Annotated in this window: 16 protein-coding genes; 9 read left to right on the top strand and 7 right to left on the bottom strand. The window is 63.9% G+C overall.

Annotated features, from left to right (window positions below):
- Positions 1 to 15: 15 nt before the first annotated feature.
- Complete coding sequence (locus ACOEQ1_RS16875) at positions 16 to 1,158, bottom strand: Gfo/Idh/MocA family protein (protein WP_419760388.1); 1,143 nt, start codon at positions 1,156 to 1,158, stop codon at positions 16 to 18.
- A gap of 332 nt (positions 1,159 to 1,490) precedes the next feature.
- On the opposite strand from ACOEQ1_RS16875, the gene ACOEQ1_RS16870 reads away from it, so the two are divergent.
- The 3 genes from ACOEQ1_RS16870 (at position 1,491) to ACOEQ1_RS16860 (ending at position 3,979) form a co-directional block, all read left to right on the top strand.
- Entirely contained in the window at positions 1,491 to 2,336 is an 846-nt protein-coding gene (locus ACOEQ1_RS16870; RefSeq protein WP_419760387.1) for a carbohydrate ABC transporter permease, read from the top strand.
- On the top strand, positions 2,333 to 3,169 hold the full coding sequence (locus ACOEQ1_RS16865; RefSeq protein WP_419760386.1) for a carbohydrate ABC transporter permease: 837 nt from the start codon (positions 2,333 to 2,335) through the stop codon (positions 3,167 to 3,169). The genes ACOEQ1_RS16870 and ACOEQ1_RS16865 overlap by 4 nt, the downstream gene beginning before the upstream one ends.
- Before the next feature lie 81 nt (positions 3,170 to 3,250).
- Positions 3,251 to 3,979 carry a sugar phosphate isomerase/epimerase family protein gene (locus ACOEQ1_RS16860; protein ID WP_419760385.1) on the top strand — a complete coding sequence of 243 codons (729 nt, stop codon included), beginning with the start codon at positions 3,251 to 3,253 and terminating at the stop codon, positions 3,977 to 3,979.
- A 63-nt stretch (positions 3,980 to 4,042) separates the two neighbouring features.
- Here ACOEQ1_RS16860 and ACOEQ1_RS16855 read toward each other — a convergent pair whose 3' ends face one another.
- Entirely contained in the window at positions 4,043 to 4,801 is a 759-nt protein-coding gene (locus tag ACOEQ1_RS16855; protein WP_419760384.1) for a metallophosphoesterase, read from the bottom strand.
- Positions 4,802 to 5,029: 228 nt separating this feature from the next.
- A complete protein-coding gene (locus ACOEQ1_RS16850) occupies positions 5,030 to 5,956 on the bottom strand; it encodes a LysR family transcriptional regulator (RefSeq protein WP_419760383.1) in 927 nt (308 codons plus the stop codon).
- Between the two features lie 87 nt (positions 5,957 to 6,043).
- On the opposite strand from ACOEQ1_RS16850, the gene ACOEQ1_RS16845 reads away from it, so the two are divergent.
- On the top strand, positions 6,044 to 6,595 hold the full coding sequence (locus ACOEQ1_RS16845) for a flavin reductase family protein (RefSeq protein WP_419760382.1): 552 nt from the start codon (positions 6,044 to 6,046) through the stop codon (positions 6,593 to 6,595).
- Here ACOEQ1_RS16845 and ACOEQ1_RS16840 read toward each other — a convergent pair.
- The 4 genes from ACOEQ1_RS16840 to ACOEQ1_RS16825 form a co-directional block, all read right to left on the bottom strand.
- Positions 6,588 to 7,235, bottom strand: a complete 648-nt coding sequence (locus tag ACOEQ1_RS16840) for a TetR/AcrR family transcriptional regulator (RefSeq protein ID WP_419760381.1) — start codon at positions 7,233 to 7,235, stop codon at positions 6,588 to 6,590. The two genes, ACOEQ1_RS16845 and ACOEQ1_RS16840, sit on opposite strands and share 8 nt — an antisense overlap.
- 88 nt (positions 7,236 to 7,323) lie before the next feature.
- The gene (pcaD, locus tag ACOEQ1_RS16835) at positions 7,324 to 8,121 is read right to left on the bottom strand and encodes a 3-oxoadipate enol-lactonase (RefSeq protein ID WP_419760380.1); all 798 of its coding nucleotides are present in this window, start codon (positions 8,119 to 8,121) and stop codon (positions 7,324 to 7,326) included.
- 2 nt (positions 8,122 to 8,123) lie between these two features.
- Positions 8,124 to 9,230 (bottom strand): LLM class flavin-dependent oxidoreductase, encoded by a 1,107-nt coding sequence (locus tag ACOEQ1_RS16830; RefSeq protein WP_419760379.1) that lies wholly within the window; start codon positions 9,228 to 9,230, stop codon positions 8,124 to 8,126.
- A gap of 32 nt (positions 9,231 to 9,262) precedes the next feature.
- On the bottom strand, positions 9,263 to 10,153 hold the full coding sequence (locus ACOEQ1_RS16825) for an NAD(P)-dependent oxidoreductase (protein WP_419760378.1): 891 nt from the start codon (positions 10,151 to 10,153) through the stop codon (positions 9,263 to 9,265).
- A gap of 263 nt (positions 10,154 to 10,416) precedes the next feature.
- Here ACOEQ1_RS16825 and ACOEQ1_RS16820 point away from each other — a divergent pair, with 263 nt between their 5' ends.
- The 5 genes from ACOEQ1_RS16820 to ACOEQ1_RS16800 all read left to right on the top strand — a co-directional run bounded on the left by ACOEQ1_RS16820 (position 10,417) and on the right by ACOEQ1_RS16800 (position 16,805).
- A complete protein-coding gene (locus tag ACOEQ1_RS16820; protein ID WP_419760377.1) occupies positions 10,417 to 11,808 on the top strand; it encodes an amidohydrolase family protein in 1,392 nt (463 codons plus the stop codon).
- 2 nt (positions 11,809 to 11,810) lie between these two features.
- Positions 11,811 to 12,080, top strand: coding sequence for an FmdB family zinc ribbon protein (locus ACOEQ1_RS16815; RefSeq protein WP_419760376.1), 270 nt, complete (start codon positions 11,811 to 11,813; stop codon positions 12,078 to 12,080).
- A 13-nt stretch (positions 12,081 to 12,093) separates the two neighbouring features.
- Positions 12,094 to 13,074, top strand: coding sequence for an ABC transporter permease (locus ACOEQ1_RS16810; protein WP_419760375.1), 981 nt, complete (start codon positions 12,094 to 12,096; stop codon positions 13,072 to 13,074).
- A 93-nt stretch (positions 13,075 to 13,167) separates the two neighbouring features.
- Positions 13,168 to 14,304 carry a substrate-binding domain-containing protein gene (locus tag ACOEQ1_RS16805; protein WP_419760374.1) on the top strand — a complete coding sequence of 379 codons (1,137 nt, stop codon included), beginning with the start codon at positions 13,168 to 13,170 and terminating at the stop codon, positions 14,302 to 14,304.
- Between the two features lie 8 nt (positions 14,305 to 14,312).
- Entirely contained in the window at positions 14,313 to 16,805 is a 2,493-nt protein-coding gene (locus ACOEQ1_RS16800; protein WP_419760373.1) for an ATP-binding cassette domain-containing protein, read from the top strand.
- Positions 16,806 to 16,815: the final 10 nt, after the last annotated feature.

Raw genomic sequence — 16,815 nt, 5'->3', positions numbered from 1 at the left:
GACCTTTTTTCTTTCTTACGGTGTCCTGGCGAGGAAGGCCGCCGCTTCATCCTCCTGCAATACCGGCGGCTGATCGACGCTGGTGGCGATGTCGACTGCCTCACCGTTTTCGCCCGACCGCAGGATGGCAGCGAGGATGTCGAGCACATGGAGCGCGAGCGAGCCCGAGGCTCGTGGCGAACGCCCGGCTGCCACGGCGGCGGCAAGGTCGGCCACTCCCAGCATGCGGTAGTTAGCACGGTCCGGCTGTTCGTAGGGCCAGTTGATCGCGCCGTACACCCGGTCTGCGGTATCGACAGCCTCCCAGCCGTCGCCGCGGCGGCTGAGCGAAACGGTGCCCCCGAATGTATCAGGGTCAGGCAGCCTCAGGGAGCCCTCGGTTCCATGCAGTTCGATATTTGCGTTGCTGTGCCGGTGCACATCCCAGCTCGCCCCGAAGGTGATGATTGCACCGGAGGCAAATTCAATGAGAGACAGCACGCTCGTCGGCGTTTCCGGCTTGAAGCGGGTGTTGTGCAGCGGTCCCGGCGCGGTGATGACCCTCTCCTCAGAGCCGCTTGTGCCCATCGCCATTACACGCGTGGCAGGGCCGAGCAGGTTGACCAGCATCGTCAGGTAATAAGGCCCCATGTCGAGCACCGGTCCCGCACCCGCCTGATAGTAGAAGGCGGGATTTGGATGCCAATGCTCCATGCCCCGCCCCATCATGAAGGCCGTGCCAGTCACCACGCGGCCGATTGCGCCGCCGTCGACCAACTGCCGCGCCAGCCGTCCCGCAGCCCCCAGAAACGTGTCCGGAGCCGAACCCAGCGCCAAACCGCGCGCCTTTGCTTCCGCCACAAGCTCCTGCCCGGCCTCGGCTGACAACGCGAGCGGCTTTTCGGTGAACACATGCTTGCCCGCCGCAAGCGCCGCCAGCGTGACGTCATGGTGCGCGGCTGGGACGGTCAGGTTGAGCACAAGATCGATCTCTCGGTCGGCCAGGAGCGCCTCGACCGTGCAGGCCCGCACCCCGTATTGCTTAGCTCTCAGAGCCGCCTGTGCGGGCAACGCATCGGCGCAGGCGCGCGGCTCCAACCCCGCGAAGAGACGGGCGTTTCTTAGGTAGGTCATGGCGATGTTGCCACAGCCGATCAACCCGATGCCAAGCTTCGACATAGCCAGCACGTCTCCTGTCCCGATCGAGTGGCGCATCTTTCTTGCGCCGAACGTCGCCGATGCTCAAGAGGAGATGCGTTTATCTGCTTGTTTGCGCTTGACCCTGCATTGCCTTTGCGAGATCGTGCCCTTGACACGCGACGTCCAGATCGCGCGCAAGGGTGGAGTTCCATATGCCGGGTATGCAGGAGGGGGCCTCAGTCCCTACCGATGGCAGCGGCTCGGCTTCCCACTTGTCAGGCAAGCTGACGCAGGCTCATGGGATCGCAGCAAAGCGTCACTGGCCGCGGCCCGGTCGCGCCCTACGTCGCGGCGCGGTTGCTTGGCTGCTCATGCTTCCAGCTCTGGTGGCGCTCGCAACTGTCGCCTTCTACCCCATCCTCAACGGCATCTGGCTATCCTTCACGAACACCTCGCTGATCACCAATGCCAGCGGGTTCGTCGGCGTCGCAAACTATGTCAACTTGGCGAACGATGGCCAATTCTGGAACGCGTGGGTCCACACGGTGGTCTTCACCGCCGTCTCGACCGGCATCGAGACGGTCATCGGCCTCGGGATGGCGCTGCTACTCTTCGAACATTTTGCAGGTCGCTCCTTCATCCGTGCGGCCATGCTGGTGCCCTGGGCGATGCCCACGGTCGTCACGTCGAAGATGTTCGGCTGGCTGTTTGACGGGCAGCATGGGGTGGTCAACTACATCCTCGTGCATCTCGGCGTTCTCTCCGGCAATGTCGACTGGCTGGGTTCGGCGCGCACGGCACTCGGCACGATCATCCTGGCTGACGTTTGGAAAACGACGCCTTTCATGGCGCTTCTTCTGCTCGCCGGCCTGCAGACGATCTCGCCCACGCTGGTCGAGGCCGCGCGCATCGACGGAGCGACCGGCTGGACCGCCTTCTGGTATGTCCGGCTGCCGCTGCTCTTGCCTACGCTTCTCATCGCCGGGCTCTTCCGCGCGCTTGATGCCTTTCGCGTCTTCGACCTCGTTTACGTGCTGACCGGCGGCGGGCCGGCCGATTCCACGGAGACACTGTCGACGCTCAGCTACAAGGTGCTCTTCTCCACGCTTCAATTCGGCTACGGCTCTGCCATGACCATGGCGATGTTCGTGACCGAAGGTGCGATCGCACTCGGTTTTTGTCTCTTCATCATGCGGCAGTTGAGGCGCCAGGCATGAGCACGCAGCGTGGCATACTGCGCCCGACGCTGACCTACGCGGGAGCCTTCCTCGTTCTGCTATGGTCGGCCGGACCATTTGTTTGGCAATTCTCGACGTCCTTCCAACTGGACCGCGCGCTGACGGCGCCGACGCCATCTTTCATTCCACACCCTTTTACGCTGCAGCACTACGCTAACGCGTTCTTCCATCGCCAGCTTTGGTTCTACTTGCGCAACTCGCTCATCGTCGCGAGCCTGACGACGCTGCTTTGCCTAGCGCTTGGGTCATTAGCGGCTTTTGCCTTGTCGCGCCTGAACATCCGCGGGCGGTTCGGCCTGCTCTTGCTGATGCTCTCGGTCGCGATGTTCCCGCAGATCGCGATCGTGGGGCCGCTTTACCTCATCGCCTCCGATCTCAACCTGCTGGACACCTATACCGGCCTGATCATCACCTACCTGGCGCTTGGCCTGCCGCTCGTTACCTGGGTGCTATTCGGCTATTTCGAGACTTTGCCGCGCGAGATGGATGAGGCGGCCCGTGTCGACGGCGTTGCCACGCTGGGGCTTCTGTGGCGCATCATCCTGCCGCTCTCCCTGCCGAGCCTGGTGACGACCGGGCTGCTCGCCTTCATCGCCGCCTGGAACGAGTTTCTCTTTGCGCTCGCCTTCACATCGAATTTTCGGCACCAGACGGTGCCTGTGGGAATAGCAAATTTTACCGACCTCTACTACGTGCCCTGGGGCGACATCTCCGCAGCCTCCGCCGTCGTAACGGTGCCGCTGATCATCCTCGTGCTGTTTTTCCAGCGGCACATCATCGAGGGGCTCACGCTCGGCGGAATGAAGGAATGATCGATGCAACTAGGTTGTCAAACCTACACATGGGAAATGCTGGGCGCCGCTTACCGCGGTGGTCCGGACCGGCTGCTGGAGATGATTGCCGCCGCCGGTTACGCAGGAATTGAGATCACCGACCGGATGATCGGTCATTACGCTACCACGCCTGATGCCTTCGCATCCGCGCTGTCGGGCCACGGCCTCACCCTTGTGTCCTATGCCGTTGGCAGTGAAAGCGGGTTCACAGAACCTGCCCTGTTGGAGGCCGACCTCGCCGCGGCGGACCGGGCGATTGCCTTTGCCGGCGCATTCCCGGGTGCGATGGTGTCCTTCGGCAGCGCCACCGTCATGTCGCCCGGGCCGGCCGAGAGCAAGTTCGCCGTGGCCGCCGCATTCTACAACGCGGCGGGTGAACGCGGGGTCGCGGCGGGAGTGGATATCGCCCTGCATCCAAGCTCCCACCACAGCACGCTGCTTGCCTCTCGCGCGGATTACGACCGGATCTTCGCGATGACTGACCCGGCCTTGATTGGCTGGGTCCCAGATACCGGCCACATCCTCCGCGGCAAGATGAACATGCTCGACGTCATGCGCACGTATCGGGAGCGCATCCGCTACGTTCATCTCAAGGATGTCGATGCTGCAGGCAGATGGGCCATGTTGGGAGACGGCCTCTGCGACATCGCCGGTGTTTTGGAAGTGGCCGGAGAGGCACCGCGCTTTAACGGTTGGCTTGTGGTCGAAGAGGAGTCGGATCAGGCTGCCGCCGAGCCGGAAGCCGCCGTTCGCCGTAATAGGGTTGTGATGCGCCGGCATGGAGTGTGACGTTCTTCCGCTGCAACCGGTCGCGCCGCCGCTCTTCCTGATCTAGGGGCGATTCAAGAGGCCTTAGCTGAACCTCAGTAGTCCTGGTGTTCGTGCGAGACCGGCCGAGAAGCCGCCGCTCAGCATGGATTCGCTGAGGATCCGCTCGCGCTCGATCGCACCGCGATCGGGTTCGCCCACGGCTTGGATGAAGCTCTCCTCGCCACCGTCGAGAACGATGGCAGTGAGGAAGCCGGAACGGAACGCTCCCGTGTCGGCTGAGATGCGGTTCTCTGAAAAGATCGGCCGGTTGCCGATGATTGTATGGCCATGAACGACACGCCGTGGCAGCCGGCCCGTGTAGTCAAGAAATTCGTCCCTGATCCAAAGAAGATCTTCCTCGTTCTGATCCGAAATCAGAACATTAGGCCGGATGCCGGCATGGACGAACAGATACCGGCCGTCGTCATGCGTAAGCGGCAGCGCGGAGACGAAGCTTACATGACGGCGAAGCCGGTCGGTCATTGTCAGCCCATCTTGCACGATGGCATAGCTTTCGAGCGTGTGGTCGAAGAGGAACCACGCCCAGTCTGGAACCATGGATCCTGTCATAACGCTGCGTGCAAAGAGGTCGTCGTGATTCCCACGGAGACACAGAAACTCATCTTCCTCACGCTCCGGCCCTGAGATCAGTCGCTCAATGACGCCGTAGGAGTCACGGCCTCGGTCGACATAGTCACCGGTAAAGACGATCTTGGCACGCGCCCCGCGAAGAGCGGCGTCCGCCGTGATGAGGTCGAGTAGGATGTCCAGCAGATCCAGCCTGCCGTGGATATCCGCCACGGCATATGTCACCACACGTTTTGAACTCGGGCGTCTCAATGGCGACGTTACCTTCTATTTCCCGTAGATGACAGATTGCGCTCCGTCCGTCACGCCGTTTGGCACCAGACCTGCTGCCTGCACATTTAGGGGCCCCGGAAGGGAGTGTTGCCTCATCGGTCTCAAGTATCAAGAAGAAGCGGATGCCTAGGTCAAGCAACGTGCCGGCGCCCAACGCGTCGTTGGAATTCATCTCATGCGATCAGACCAGACCGCATTAGCGTTTTGTGTTTCCGATTCGAGTACTGAAAGAAATGCCTGTGCCACGGGAGACGCCGAGCTTGAACGGGCTTGCACAACGACAAGGTCCAGCCAAAGCGGCGGTGCAGAAAGCGGACTGATCGAGTATCTACTGCTTTCGAGGTCCTTCGCCATCATCAACCCCGGCAGGATTGCGACCCAATCGGAACGTGCAATGAGGTCGAGGGTTGCGAACATGCTATCAAGCTCCAGGGCGGCCCGAACCGTTACGTCATTTGCCGAAAAATAGGCTCGCAACACCTGTTGCCGCGTGTTCTGCACGCTCGGCGTCACGACCTTCAAGCCGGTCAAGGCCGCCAGTTGTATCGGCTTCCCGTGCCCTTCGCGAGAAGGCGCCGAAACGAATACCTCGGGTGTCCGCGCAAAGGGTCGCTGGCTTAAGCCCGTAGTGTCCGGCAAAGCGGGAACGACCGCAAACGCGACCTCCCCATCCCGAACCTGCTGGGTCAAGAAGGAACTAAACCCCTCCACAATACGAACATGGACATTGGGATGCAGGTCCATAAACCGCCACAGGGCCGGAGCAAGGACGCAGCGGGTCATCGTCGGCATGAGACCTACGGCAAGCTCCCCGGTCAGACCGCCGACGAAGCTCTGTATCGCCAGATCCGCCCCCGCATTGATCCGCAGGAGCTCAAGGCAAAAGCCATAGTACTTCGTGCCTGCGGGCGTCGGCGCGATTTGACTGCCGCCACGAAGAAACAGCGGCAGGCCTGCCCGCTCCTCAAGCTTCCGAATATGCTGAGACACCCCGGACTGCGTTGCGTTCTCCCGTTCTGCGGCGCCGGTAAACGAACGCTCCTCGTATACGGCCACAAAATACCGAACGTCCCTCAGACTGTCAGCGATTGTCATTATGAAATATTATATGTGGCAGTGGATCATCTTATTGGCCGTCCTTAGCCTCGCAGGCTAAGTTGGTTACGCAGGACGGAGAGAGCCATGAGCGTCAAGAATGCAGAAATCGTGATTGATCTGGCTGATTCTGGTCCAACGCCGCGGGAATTCCGAAATGCTCTTGCGCGGTTTGCGACAGGCGTCACCGTCATCACCACCCGGTCGCCCAGTGGCAAAGCCGAAGGGTTGACAGCCAATTCCTTTTCCTCGGTATCGCTCGATCCGCCATTGGTCTTGTGGAGTCTGCGCGAAGGCGCACCGTCGATGGCAAGCTTCACCGACAGCGGCTGTTTCGCGATCAATGTTCTGGGTGCCGATCAGCAACATCATTCGAGACATTTCGCCACCGCCTCGGCCGACAAGTTTCACGGCCAGAGCTGGATTCCTGGTCTCGGCGGCTGCCCTCTCCTCGAGGATTGCGTTGCTCGGTTCGAGTGCCACACTGAACAGATTATCAGCGCCGGCGACCACCGGTTGTTTATCGGCCTCGTCCTGCGCGCGACGTATCGGCCCGGCGAGCCGCTTGTCTTCCATGCTGGCGCCTATCATGGCGTTGCCCCTCTGCTTTCTGTCATCACACCCTCTGGCACTAGCTAGTCGGTTGCAGGGCCATCCGGCTCGTCATGCTGCGAACACCCTCAAGCATCGTGGTAGCCGCGCGTTCCACCAGGACATCGAAATCCTCGGTGGTGACCACATGATAGATGTGCTTGCGCATCGCGTAGTAGAAAAAGCCGCCGTGAAAGATCCAGACGTGATCGAGTTCCGTGCGGCTGATCGGAATAACTGAATGTCCCGGCAAGCCGCAGTAGATGCGGATTTCGCCGCAGAGGGGCAAAAGAATCCTCTGCTCGACCTGCCCGATGTAGCGCGCGTTCAAGTCTCGCCCCATCAAGGCCGCCGACATGTAGAGCCTGATCCACTCGTAGGTGTACGTCGCCTGCGAGTATTCCCGGTAGAACTGCTTGAGCCGGTCGATGATCGGGCGGGAGCCGTCGGTGATCAGGTCGCTCCAGCGCGGATCAAAACGGTCAAAAAATACTTCCTGAAAGACCCGCTCGATGAGGTCGTTCTTCGTCGGGAAGTATTTGTAGATCAGTGGCTGCGTGATGTTCAGCCGCTCTGCGAGTTCCCTTGTGTTGCCGCCCAGTCCTTCATCTGCGAAAAAGGCGATGGCGCCTCTCACAATTTGGGCCTCCCGGTCTGACCGCGTCATCCGCTGGCGGACCGTCCCCATCGCCGTCTCGTCCGCGTGCCGTCTTGTCCGCTTGATGCTCATGTCGATCGGTAGAACTCACCCGCGCAGCAAGTGCCGATTGACACTCCTACGCCTGAACCGTTGCGTCAAGAAAGGCGTCGGCAACGGCGTCGAAGTCCGGGATGTTGTCGAGGTTGCTGATGTGCGCAGCTTCCGGGACAATCGAGAACTTTGCTCTGGGAACGCGCTCGGCCATGTCGGCCATCACCTCAGGCGGCGTCGCCCCATCCAACGCGCCTACGATGAACAAGGTCGGACAGGCGATCGACGGCAACCGGCTGCGATAGTCCAGACGTTGCAGGGCACCGGCGCAACCCATGTACCCGACGTCGCTTGTGGCGGCGATCATCTCCTCCAGCCGCCGCACCAACTCAGGCCGCGCCGCGCGGGTTCGAGCACTTAACCACCGCTCTACCGTTGCCGTCGCAATCGCCTGCGTGCCGGACTTGGCGACCATGGCGATCCGATCCGTCCAGCCTTTGACGTAGGCCTCCGGCGCGTCGGCCCGCGCATCGCAGCAGATGAGGCGCTCGACGCGTGCGGGGTGATCGAGCGCCAGCCCGAGGCCTGTCATTCCGCCGAGCGACAGCCCCATGAAGGAGGCGCGCTCGATCCCGACATGATCGAGGAGATCGACGACATCCTGTACGAGGTCTCGCAGCTCGTATGGCCCGGGCGGCGTTTCGGAGAGGCCGTGGCCACGCGTGTCGTAGCGCAGCACCCGAAATCGCGCTGCCAGTCGCTCGGCCTGAGGGTCCCACATGGAGAGGTCAGCCGCCAGGCTGTTGGAGAGCACGAGCCAGGGCTTGCCATCAGGCCCATCGACGCGGAAATTGCGGGCGAAACCGCCGATGTTGACGGGCATCGTTACGCCGCGTCCGACTGTCTGGTGCGCGTGGCGGCGTTGATCTTGGGCATCACCTTCTCCGCCATCAGCACCATCGACCGGCGGGCAAGCTCGCGGTCACGCCAGTCATGGCCCGCATAGAGCAACGTGCCAAATTCACCCGTCTCTTCTTGGAAGCTCAGGATCTGATCGGCGACCTTGTCCGGCGTGCCGTAGATGATCAGCTTGTCGCAGACGTTGTCGAGAGTAACTGACTCGTCTGATTGGCTACGGTCGGTCTTGAACAGTTCGGCACGGCCGGCGCGCTTCATCTTCAGCAGCAGTTGGTTGTAGTAGAAGCGATACGGGCTGTCGGGGTCCGTGGCATAGGCACGGGCCGTGGCTTCGTCATCGGCGACGAAGACGCTTTTCGCGACGCGCCAGTTCTCTGACAGAGCGGGCCGTCCAGCGCGCTTGCAACCCTCGACGTAACCCGGCCAATGGCTGCGAACCCATTGCGGCATCAGGAAGTTCGCCGAAATCGGCTCCCAGCCTCGTGCAGCGGCCTCGGCCACTCCCTTGGAGAAGGGCGCCACCACAGTAACCACGATCGGCGGATGCGGGCGCTGCAACGGCTTCGGCAGGAAGCCCTGGCCGATATCGGGGATCATCGTGCGCTCAGTGGAGATCGTCCAGAACTTGCCGGTGATGTTGTACGGCGGCTCGGATCGCCAGATTTCCAGCACCTGATCGATCGCCTCGACGAACATCGCGTTGCGATCCGCACCGAGGCTGCCAAAGGCCTCCGCGTCGGACGGCAATCCGCCCGGGCTGATGCCGAAAATCAGCCGGCCATCCAGCAGATGATCGAGCATCGCAATCTCGGCAGCAACGCGTGCCGGATGGCTGTTCGGCAGGTTCACCGTGCCGGTGCCCAACCGGATCTGCTTCGTCGAACGGATCAAGGTGGCAAGGAACAGCGAGCACGACGTGATGTTCTCGGCGAGATCGGTGGAATGCTCGCCGACATAGCCCTCGGAGAAGCCGAGTTCATCGGCCAGGATGAAGGCCTCCTGATCCTCGCGCAGAGATTGCCGCCAATCCTTGTCGAGCGGATGGATCGGCATGGTGAAGAAACCAAGTTGCATGGTCCTGCTCCCCTGAATTCAACGGTGGCGGTTCAACGCCTGAGTTTGGTTCCGTCGGCGATCATCGACTCCAGCACCGCGCAAACGGCTGCGGTGTCGGCGTCCGCGTAGCCCTGCTCCATCGCCGCCGCGTAGAGCGGAGCCGTCGCGGCGAGCAGTGGCGTCGGACTGCCGAGATCCGCCGCAAAGGCGCCGATGACGGCCATATCCTTCTGCCAGACGGACATCTTCATGGTGGGCTTGTCATAGCTGTTCGCGGCCATCATCGGCGCGCGAAGGGCGAACATGCGCGACGCACCCGCGCCCGCACCGGCCAGCGCCACGAGCTGCTGCGGGTCGAGCCCCGCCATCATACCCAGGACCATCGCCTCTGCGGCGGCGACGTTGTGGATGGCGACCAGAAGATTGGCCACGAACTTCATCCGGCTGCCGTTGCCGAAGACGCCGACATCATGCGCCTCGCGAGCAAAATCCCGCAGCAGAGGCTGCAGTTTCTCGATCTCTCCCGGATCGCCGCTGGCATAAAGCACGAGATCGCGATGCTCCGCCTGCGCGCCGGTGCCGCTGATGGGGCAGTCGATGGCGACGTGGCCGGCAGCCGTCAGCACCCGGGCAAATGCCTGCTTGTCCGCGATCGCCAACGTGCTGAGCTCGACCACGACGTGGCGACCATGCGCTTCTCGCGCGATGACCTCGGCGGTCGCGATTACCGCCTCGGGAGACGGCAGGCTGGTCAGAATTTGCTCGGCCTCCGTCAGGAGCGCCGCGATATCCTGTGCGATGACAACGCCCGCCACCGCTGCCTTGGACCGAGCCTCGGCAGTTGTGTCATAGCCGATGACGTGCCATCCGGCGGCCACGAGGTTGCGCGCGATCGCGCCTCCCATGATGCCGAGGCCGATGACCCCCACGCTTCCCCTCATCGGGTTTCTCCCTCCGGTGATCACTTCCACCGTTCTTTAGCATCCGATCACTAGTGCACCACAAGACACCTGACCAGAAGATTCTGAAAGAATCTCTTGCTGCGTTGCAGCACAAACGTTCATTCGCGGCAAAGTCGCAATGTTTGGTTTTCACCTGATAACCAGCTTGCTCTTGTGATGAAGCGCGGCTACCGTCCCATCAAATGGCGGCCCCAAGTCGCTCACCTTGGGACCGTCCGCTTAAACGGGGAGGATAGAAAGCGATGCAACGCACGGTAATCCGCAACGCCATGATCGTGTCCGTGGATCCCAAGGTCGGGGATTTCCATGACGCGGACCTGCTTATCGACGGCACGAAGATCGCGGAGGTCCGGCCGAATATCGGTCCGGTGGACGCCCGGGAGATCGATGGGCGTGGAATGATTGTCATCCCCGGCTTCGTCGACACCCACCGGCACACCTGGCAATGCCTGCTGCGCAACGCCGCGGCGGACTGGACCCTCGCCCAGTATTTCGGCGGCGTGCGCGGCGTCATGGGTGAGCTCTACACGCCCGACGACATGTATGTAGCCAACTACATCGGCTCGCTGGAAGCACTCGATGCCGGCGTGACGACGCTGTACGACTGGTCGCACAACAACAACTCGCCCGATCACGCCGACATGGCCGTCAAGGGCCTGCGCGATTCCGGCATTCGTGGCGTCTTCGGCTACGGCAACGCCAATCGCGAGTGGTTTCCGGTCAGCGACATGCCCAGCGACTTCACCGACGTGGCGCGCGTGCGGCGGACTCATTTCAACGGCGACGATGGCCTGCTGACCATGGCGTTCGCCGCGCGCGGGCCGCAGTTCGCAACGCTCGACGTGACCGAGGATGATTTCCGTAAGGCGCGCGAGCTTGGTCTGCGCATCACCCTGCATGCCGGTGACGGACTTTGGGGCCTCAACCACCCGGTGGACCAGCTCAACTCCCGGGGCCTCCTCGCCGCCGACACCACCTATGTCCACTGCTGCACGTTGAGCGACGCGGAGTTCAAGCTCATCGCCGATACCGGCGGCACCGCCTCGCTCTCCGCCGAGGTCGAGCTGAACATGGGCCATGGCAATCCGGCAACGCTCGGGCTGATGAAGCACGGCTGCCGGCCAAGCATCTCGATCGATGTCTGCTGCTCCGTCGGCGGCGACATGTTCGGCCAGATGCGGATCCTGCTGGCCGCGACGCGCGGCTTCCTGAATGCCGAGGCGCTGGAGCGGCACGAGTTGATTGACCCCCTGCCACTCACCACCCGCGACATCCTGGAGTTCGCAACGCTGCAGGGCGCGCGCGCCTGTGGGTTGGAGTCGCGGACCGGCTCGCTGACGCCCGGCAAGCAGGCCGATATCGTCATGATCGACACCCACGCACTCAATATGTTCCCGATCAACAACCCTATCGGGGCGGTCGTCAACGACGCCCATACCGGCAACATCGATACGGTGTTCGTGGCGGGGCAGATCGTGAAGCGCCACGGCAAGCTCGTCCACGTCGATGTGCGGTCGTTGTACAGCAAGATGGAGCGGGCGGCCGATGGCCTGTTCGGCCGTGCCGGCGTGCCGCGCGACGGCAGTTGGCTGCCGACCCCCTACGTGCGCGGCACCGACGCCGAGAAGCACTGATCATGCCGCTCTATGACTATGAGTGCACGGCCTGCGGGCCGTTCACCGAGTTCGGCAGCATCGCGGCCTTCGCGGCGCCGCAACCCTGCCCGACGTGCGGAGCGGCATCCGGCCGGAACCTGATGGCGAGCCCGTCGCTGAAGCCGGAGCCCGTGTCCACGGCGACGGCCCTGCGCCGCGCCGGTGTCATGCCCAGCCGGCACCCCGCCGCCTGCGGCTGCTGCGCACCCGGTCGCCCGCGCCTGCGCGCGGACGCCGCCGGCACAGCGTAAGGACCGGCATTCGATGCGTCGCCTCGCCATCTGGAAGGCCATACCGCCCGAGTTCCTCGCCATCTGGCCGGCGACGCTGCTGCTGTTCATCATCAGCCCGATCGTGGCGCCCGGAAGCATCTCGGGCAGTTCGCTGCTGACGGTCCTCGCCTTCGCCTCGGTGCTGGCGATCGCCTCGATCGGCCAGACCCTCGTCATCCAGCAAGGCGGGCTCGATCTCGCCGTGCCGGGCGTCATCTCGCTTGCGGCGGTTTTGGTCACGAAATATCCCGACGGCAGCAATGCCCAGCTAATCCTGTGGGTGATCGTGGCGTTGCTCGCGGGCGCCGTCGCGGGCGCGGTCAGCGGCATCGCGGTGACGCGGTTCCGCATAACGCCGCTGGTATCGACCCTCGCCGTTAACGCGCTGCTCTATGGTTGCGTGCTGTTCACGAGCAAGGCCAGTTCCGTGCGCGCGGTGCCGACCGATCTCGGCAACTTCGCGATCGGCCGTATCCACGGCATTCCCTATCTCGCCATCGTCGCTCTCGTGGCGGTCGTTCTGTTCGAGGTCGGCTTGCGCAAAAGCCGCATTGGACGGCGCTTCATCGCCATCGGCACGAACAGCCGCGCCGCACGGGCCGCCGGCATGAGGGTCGCCCGCTACCAGATCGCGACCTATGCCGTTGCCGGAACCATCTATGCAGCGGCGGGTATTCTGCTCGCGGGATATCTCGGCGTGCCGAGCCTGTTTGTCGGCGGCTCCTACCTCCTGCCGACGATCGCGGCGGTCGTGCTCGGCGGCACGTCCCTGTTCGGCGGCAGCGGCAGCGTCGCCGCAACGGCGGTGGGCGCGCTGTTCCTGACGCAACTGCAACAGGTGACGCTCGGTATGGGCGCGGCGGCCTCTGTTCAGGACCTCATCGAGGCGGCCATCATCGCCCTTGGCATGGCCCTGCGGCTCGTGCCTTGGCTCCAGATCATTCGCAGCGCCCGGGCCGGACGGCCCAGGTAGCGACGACCGAGAACGCGCCACCGGCCACGCTCGGGGCGACCGAAACCAACCTCCGCGCATCCGCGTCAGAGGACACAAAGGGAGATGACAAGAATGGACGAGGCTCAAGCTTCGCGGGCAAAACCCTGGATGATGCTCGGTGCGGCCGCATCGGTGCTGACGGCCGCCCTGGCTTTCAGCGCGCCGGTCAAGGCCGCGGCCCCGGCATCGCCGGACCAGATCATCGCGGCGGCGGGCAAGACGCCGGATACCAGCTTCTGCGGCACGAAGCCGATCACGCTTGGCATCGACGACGGCGTCGGCACCAATGGCTGGTCGCACTCCTCCATGGCCGCCGTGCGATCAGAGGCCGCGAAATGCTCCAACGTGAAGCAGGTCGTGCAGATCGGCGAGGGCGACCTGCAGAAGACGATCTCCGATGTGAACGGCATGGTGGCGCAGGGTATCGACGCCCTCGTGCTGATCCCCGACTTCGGCAAGGCGGAACTTCCCGCCATCCGCAGCGCAACGCGTGCGGGCGTGAAGGTGGTTCCCTGGGGCGCTGATCCGGGTGGCAAACCTGGACGCGACTACATCGCCTATGTCGACTGGGATGTCCGCGCAACGGGCGTCGTGCTCGCGCAGTGGATGGTCAAGGCGCTGCACGGCGAGGGCAATGTCGTGTTCCTCGGCGGCCCCGCAGGCAACCCCGTCAGCGCCGCCACCTTGGCGGGCGTGCAGGACGTGCTCAGCGGCCAGCCCAAGATGCACCTGCTGACCGGCGACAAGAACTGGGCGGTGACGGACTGGGATTCGGCGGTGACGCAGAAGACCATGACGGCGCTGTTGTCGAAATATCCCTCGATCAACGGCATCATCGACGACAGCGGCGGCTTCGATGCGTTGGGCGTTCTGCGCGCCTACCAAAGCGCGGATCGTCCGCTGGTGCCGCTCGCGGTGCTGGCCAACAACCAGCTTGCCTGCGATTACATCTCGCTGAAGCCGAAGAACCCAGGCTTTGAACTCGGCACCATCTCGGCGCGCAACTGGGTCGGCCGCATCGCGGTGCGAAAGGCGATCGCCGCCGCCGAAGGCTCGACCGACAACGAACCCGACATCTATCGCGTGCCGCTGTACGAGGACACGCTCGGCGGAACAGCGCCACACTGCGACCCGGCGCAACAGCCTGACGTGGACCTGTCCGTGCAGCTCACGCCGCAGGAACTCGCGACCTACGGAAAGACGGAGTAGGCCCCGCGATGAGCGCTTGCCCCGTTCTACGCCTCTCGGGAGTCGTCAAACGGTTCCCCGGTGTTGTCGCGCTGAAAGGCGTGTCGCTCGAAGTTGTGGCCGGTGAGGTCCACGCTCTGCTGGGCGAGAACGGTGCGGGTAAATCCACGCTAATGGGGGTGGCCGCAGGCGCCCTGGCGGCGGATGAGGGGAGCGTCGAGATCGGCGGCGTGGCGCTCGGCGTGCCCTCCCCCAGCCGCGCGCAGGCACTCGGGCTCAGCGTCGTCTATCAGCACACCTCGGTCATCGATGAGCTAACCGTCGAGGAGAATATGCTCTACTGCGTGCCGGCGGCGCTACGCACGCCAGGCCTCAGCACGGACCAGTGGTTGAAAGCTCAACTGGGTGCGGTGGGCGCCAAGTTCGACCGGCGCACCCGCGTGGTCGAGCTGACGGTCGCCGAGCGCCAGCTTGTCGAGATCGCCAAGGCGCTGGCGCTGAACCCCAAGGTGCTCGTGCTCGACGAGCCGACGGAGGTGTTGACCGCCGCGGAAACCGAGCAGCTGTTCCGCCAGATCGCGCGCATCACGGCGCAGGGCACGGCTGTGATCTACATCTCCCATCGCCTGCCCGAGGTGAAGCGGGTGGCGGACCGCATCACCATCCTGCGGGACGGTCAGGCGCGGGGAACGTTCGATATCGAAGGGATCTCAGAGCAGGAGATTCTGCGCCTCATCATCGGACGCTCCGTCGAGCGCGCCTTCCCCGAGAAGGGCCGGCCGAACCATGAAGCGGTGCCGCTTCTCACGGCACGCGGGCTTTCCAACGGGATGCTGCAAGGCGTCGATCTCGACATGCTGCCGGGCGAGGTCGTGGGCCTCGCCGGGGTCGAGGGCAATGGCCAGCGGGATTGTCTGCGCGCCCTCGCCGGCCTCGTCGCCGTTTCGGGCACGATGACCGTCAACCGCAAACCGGTGCGTCTGTCGGACCCGATCGAGGCCCAGGAGGCGGGCATCGTCCATCTGCCGGGCGACCGCCACGCGGAGGGCGTCTTCATGGCCCTTTCGGTGCGGGAGAACCTCTCCGCGCTCGTCCTCGAACGCCTCTCCAATTTCGGACTGATCTCGCGGCCGCAGGAAATGGCGCTGGCGGAGGGCCAGATCCAGTCGCTCGCCATCAAGACGCCCTCGATGGAGACGCGCATCTCCTCGCTGTCGGGCGGCAACCAGCAGAAGGTTCTGTTCGGTCGCTCGCTGTTGCGCGAACCCGCCGTGCTTCTCGCCGACGAGCCGACGCGTGGCGTCGATGCCGGCGCGCGCATGGAGCTGTACCGCATTCTCCGGCAGTCCGCCGACGCGGGCGCCGCCGTCATCATTCTGTCGTCCGACGCGATCGAGTTGCAGGGGCTGTGCGACCGCGTGCTGGTGTTTTCGCGCGGGCAGATCGTGCGCTCGCTGAGCGGCGACGAGATCTCGGAGGAAAACATCACCGGGGCGGCGATCAATGCCGACACAACCCGGGAAGCCGGTGCCGGCAAGGACGGCAACCGCCGCGCGACGCTGCAACGGTTCCTGTCGGGCGACTACGCGCCGATGGCGATCCTCGTCGCCCTGATCGTGGTCCTCGGCGCCTACACCGCGTCGCGCAACGGACACTTCCTCAGCAGCCGCAACATCAGCCAGACCTTGTTCCTGGCCAGCGCCCTCGCCTTCGTCAGCATCGGACAGCTCATCGTGCTGTTGACGGCGGGCGTGGATCTCTCGGTCGGCCCCCTCACCGGCCTTGTCGTCGTCATCATCTCGTTCTTTGCCGGCGACGATCAGGGAACGCTGACGCTGATCCTCGGGATAGGCGTGGCGCTCGGCGTGTCTGTCCTGGTGGGGCTCTATAACGGCGTGTTGGTCCGCCTGATCGGGCTGACGCCGGTGATAGCAACGCTCACCACCTACATCGCGCTTCAAGGCGCGGCGTTGCTTCTGCGCCCGACGCCCGACGGCTACATCCGCACCGGCATCACGGACGCCATGACGGTTCAGATCGGCCCGATCCCCGTGGCCTTCCTGCTGGCGGTCGCCATCATGATCGGCGGCGAGGTGTTCCTTCGCCGGGCACGGTTCGGGATGGAACTTCGCGCCGTCGGTTCCGACGCGGTCGCGGCGCATCGTCTGGGTGCCAAGGTGACGCGCACGGTGATCCTCGCCTATGCGCTCTGCTCGGTGTTCGCCGCACTCGGCGGGCTGATGCTGGCGGCGCAGGTGGGTATCGGTGACCCGTCCGTGGGCCAGAACTACACACTGCAAAGCCTTTCGGCAGTGGTGCTCGGGGGCGCCAGCATCTTCGGGGGCCGGGGCTCGTTCCTCGGCGCGCTGGCGGGCGTGATCCTCATCCAGGAGGTGACGGCCGCAACCGGCTTCCTGTCGCTCGGCGCGGCGTGGCAGTACTGGCTCCCGGGCCTGCTCATCCTGCTCGCGGCCGGCATCTACTCACGCACGCGCGGCTCCGCCGGCACCGCGCATCACTGAGGGAGCACAC

The sequence above is a fragment of the Acidisoma sp. genome, from assembly GCF_965199065.1.
In the GTDB taxonomy this organism is placed as follows: domain Bacteria; phylum Pseudomonadota; class Alphaproteobacteria; order Acetobacterales; family Acetobacteraceae; genus Acidisoma.
The sequence above is the reverse complement of the archived record's forward strand: the minus strand, read 5'-3'. Positions and strand labels throughout refer to the sequence as shown.

What these genes read in the sequence shown, in the direction of transcription:
- ACOEQ1_RS16820 (WP_419760377.1), top strand. Translation starts at nt 10,417, where the DNA reads ATGCAACGCACGGTAATCCGCAACGCCATGATCGTGTCCGTGGATCCC.
- pcaD (WP_419760380.1), bottom strand. Translation starts at nt 8,121, where the DNA reads ATGCCCGTCAACATCGGCGGTTTCGCCCGCAATTTCCGCGTCGATGGG.
- ACOEQ1_RS16845 (WP_419760382.1), top strand. Translation starts at nt 6,044, where the DNA reads ATGAGCGTCAAGAATGCAGAAATCGTGATTGATCTGGCTGATTCTGGT.
- ACOEQ1_RS16830 (WP_419760379.1), bottom strand. Translation starts at nt 9,230, where the DNA reads ATGCAACTTGGTTTCTTCACCATGCCGATCCATCCGCTCGACAAGGAT.
- ACOEQ1_RS16805 (WP_419760374.1), top strand. Translation starts at nt 13,168, where the DNA reads ATGGACGAGGCTCAAGCTTCGCGGGCAAAACCCTGGATGATGCTCGGT.
- ACOEQ1_RS16865 (WP_419760386.1), top strand. Translation starts at nt 2,333, where the DNA reads ATGAGCACGCAGCGTGGCATACTGCGCCCGACGCTGACCTACGCGGGA.
- ACOEQ1_RS16810 (WP_419760375.1), top strand. Translation starts at nt 12,094, where the DNA reads ATGCGTCGCCTCGCCATCTGGAAGGCCATACCGCCCGAGTTCCTCGCC.
- ACOEQ1_RS16840 (WP_419760381.1), bottom strand. Translation starts at nt 7,235, where the DNA reads ATGGGGACGGTCCGCCAGCGGATGACGCGGTCAGACCGGGAGGCCCAA.
- ACOEQ1_RS16860 (WP_419760385.1), top strand. Translation starts at nt 3,251, where the DNA reads ATGATTGCCGCCGCCGGTTACGCAGGAATTGAGATCACCGACCGGATG.
- ACOEQ1_RS16815 (WP_419760376.1), top strand. Translation starts at nt 11,811, where the DNA reads ATGCCGCTCTATGACTATGAGTGCACGGCCTGCGGGCCGTTCACCGAG.
- ACOEQ1_RS16870 (WP_419760387.1), top strand. Translation starts at nt 1,491, where the DNA reads ATGCTTCCAGCTCTGGTGGCGCTCGCAACTGTCGCCTTCTACCCCATC.
- ACOEQ1_RS16850 (WP_419760383.1), bottom strand. Translation starts at nt 5,956, where the DNA reads ATGACAATCGCTGACAGTCTGAGGGACGTTCGGTATTTTGTGGCCGTA.
- ACOEQ1_RS16800 (WP_419760373.1), top strand. Translation starts at nt 14,313, where the DNA reads ATGAGCGCTTGCCCCGTTCTACGCCTCTCGGGAGTCGTCAAACGGTTC.
- ACOEQ1_RS16875 (WP_419760388.1), bottom strand. Translation starts at nt 1,158, where the DNA reads ATGTCGAAGCTTGGCATCGGGTTGATCGGCTGTGGCAACATCGCCATG.
- ACOEQ1_RS16825 (WP_419760378.1), bottom strand. Translation starts at nt 10,153, where the DNA reads ATGAGGGGAAGCGTGGGGGTCATCGGCCTCGGCATCATGGGAGGCGCG.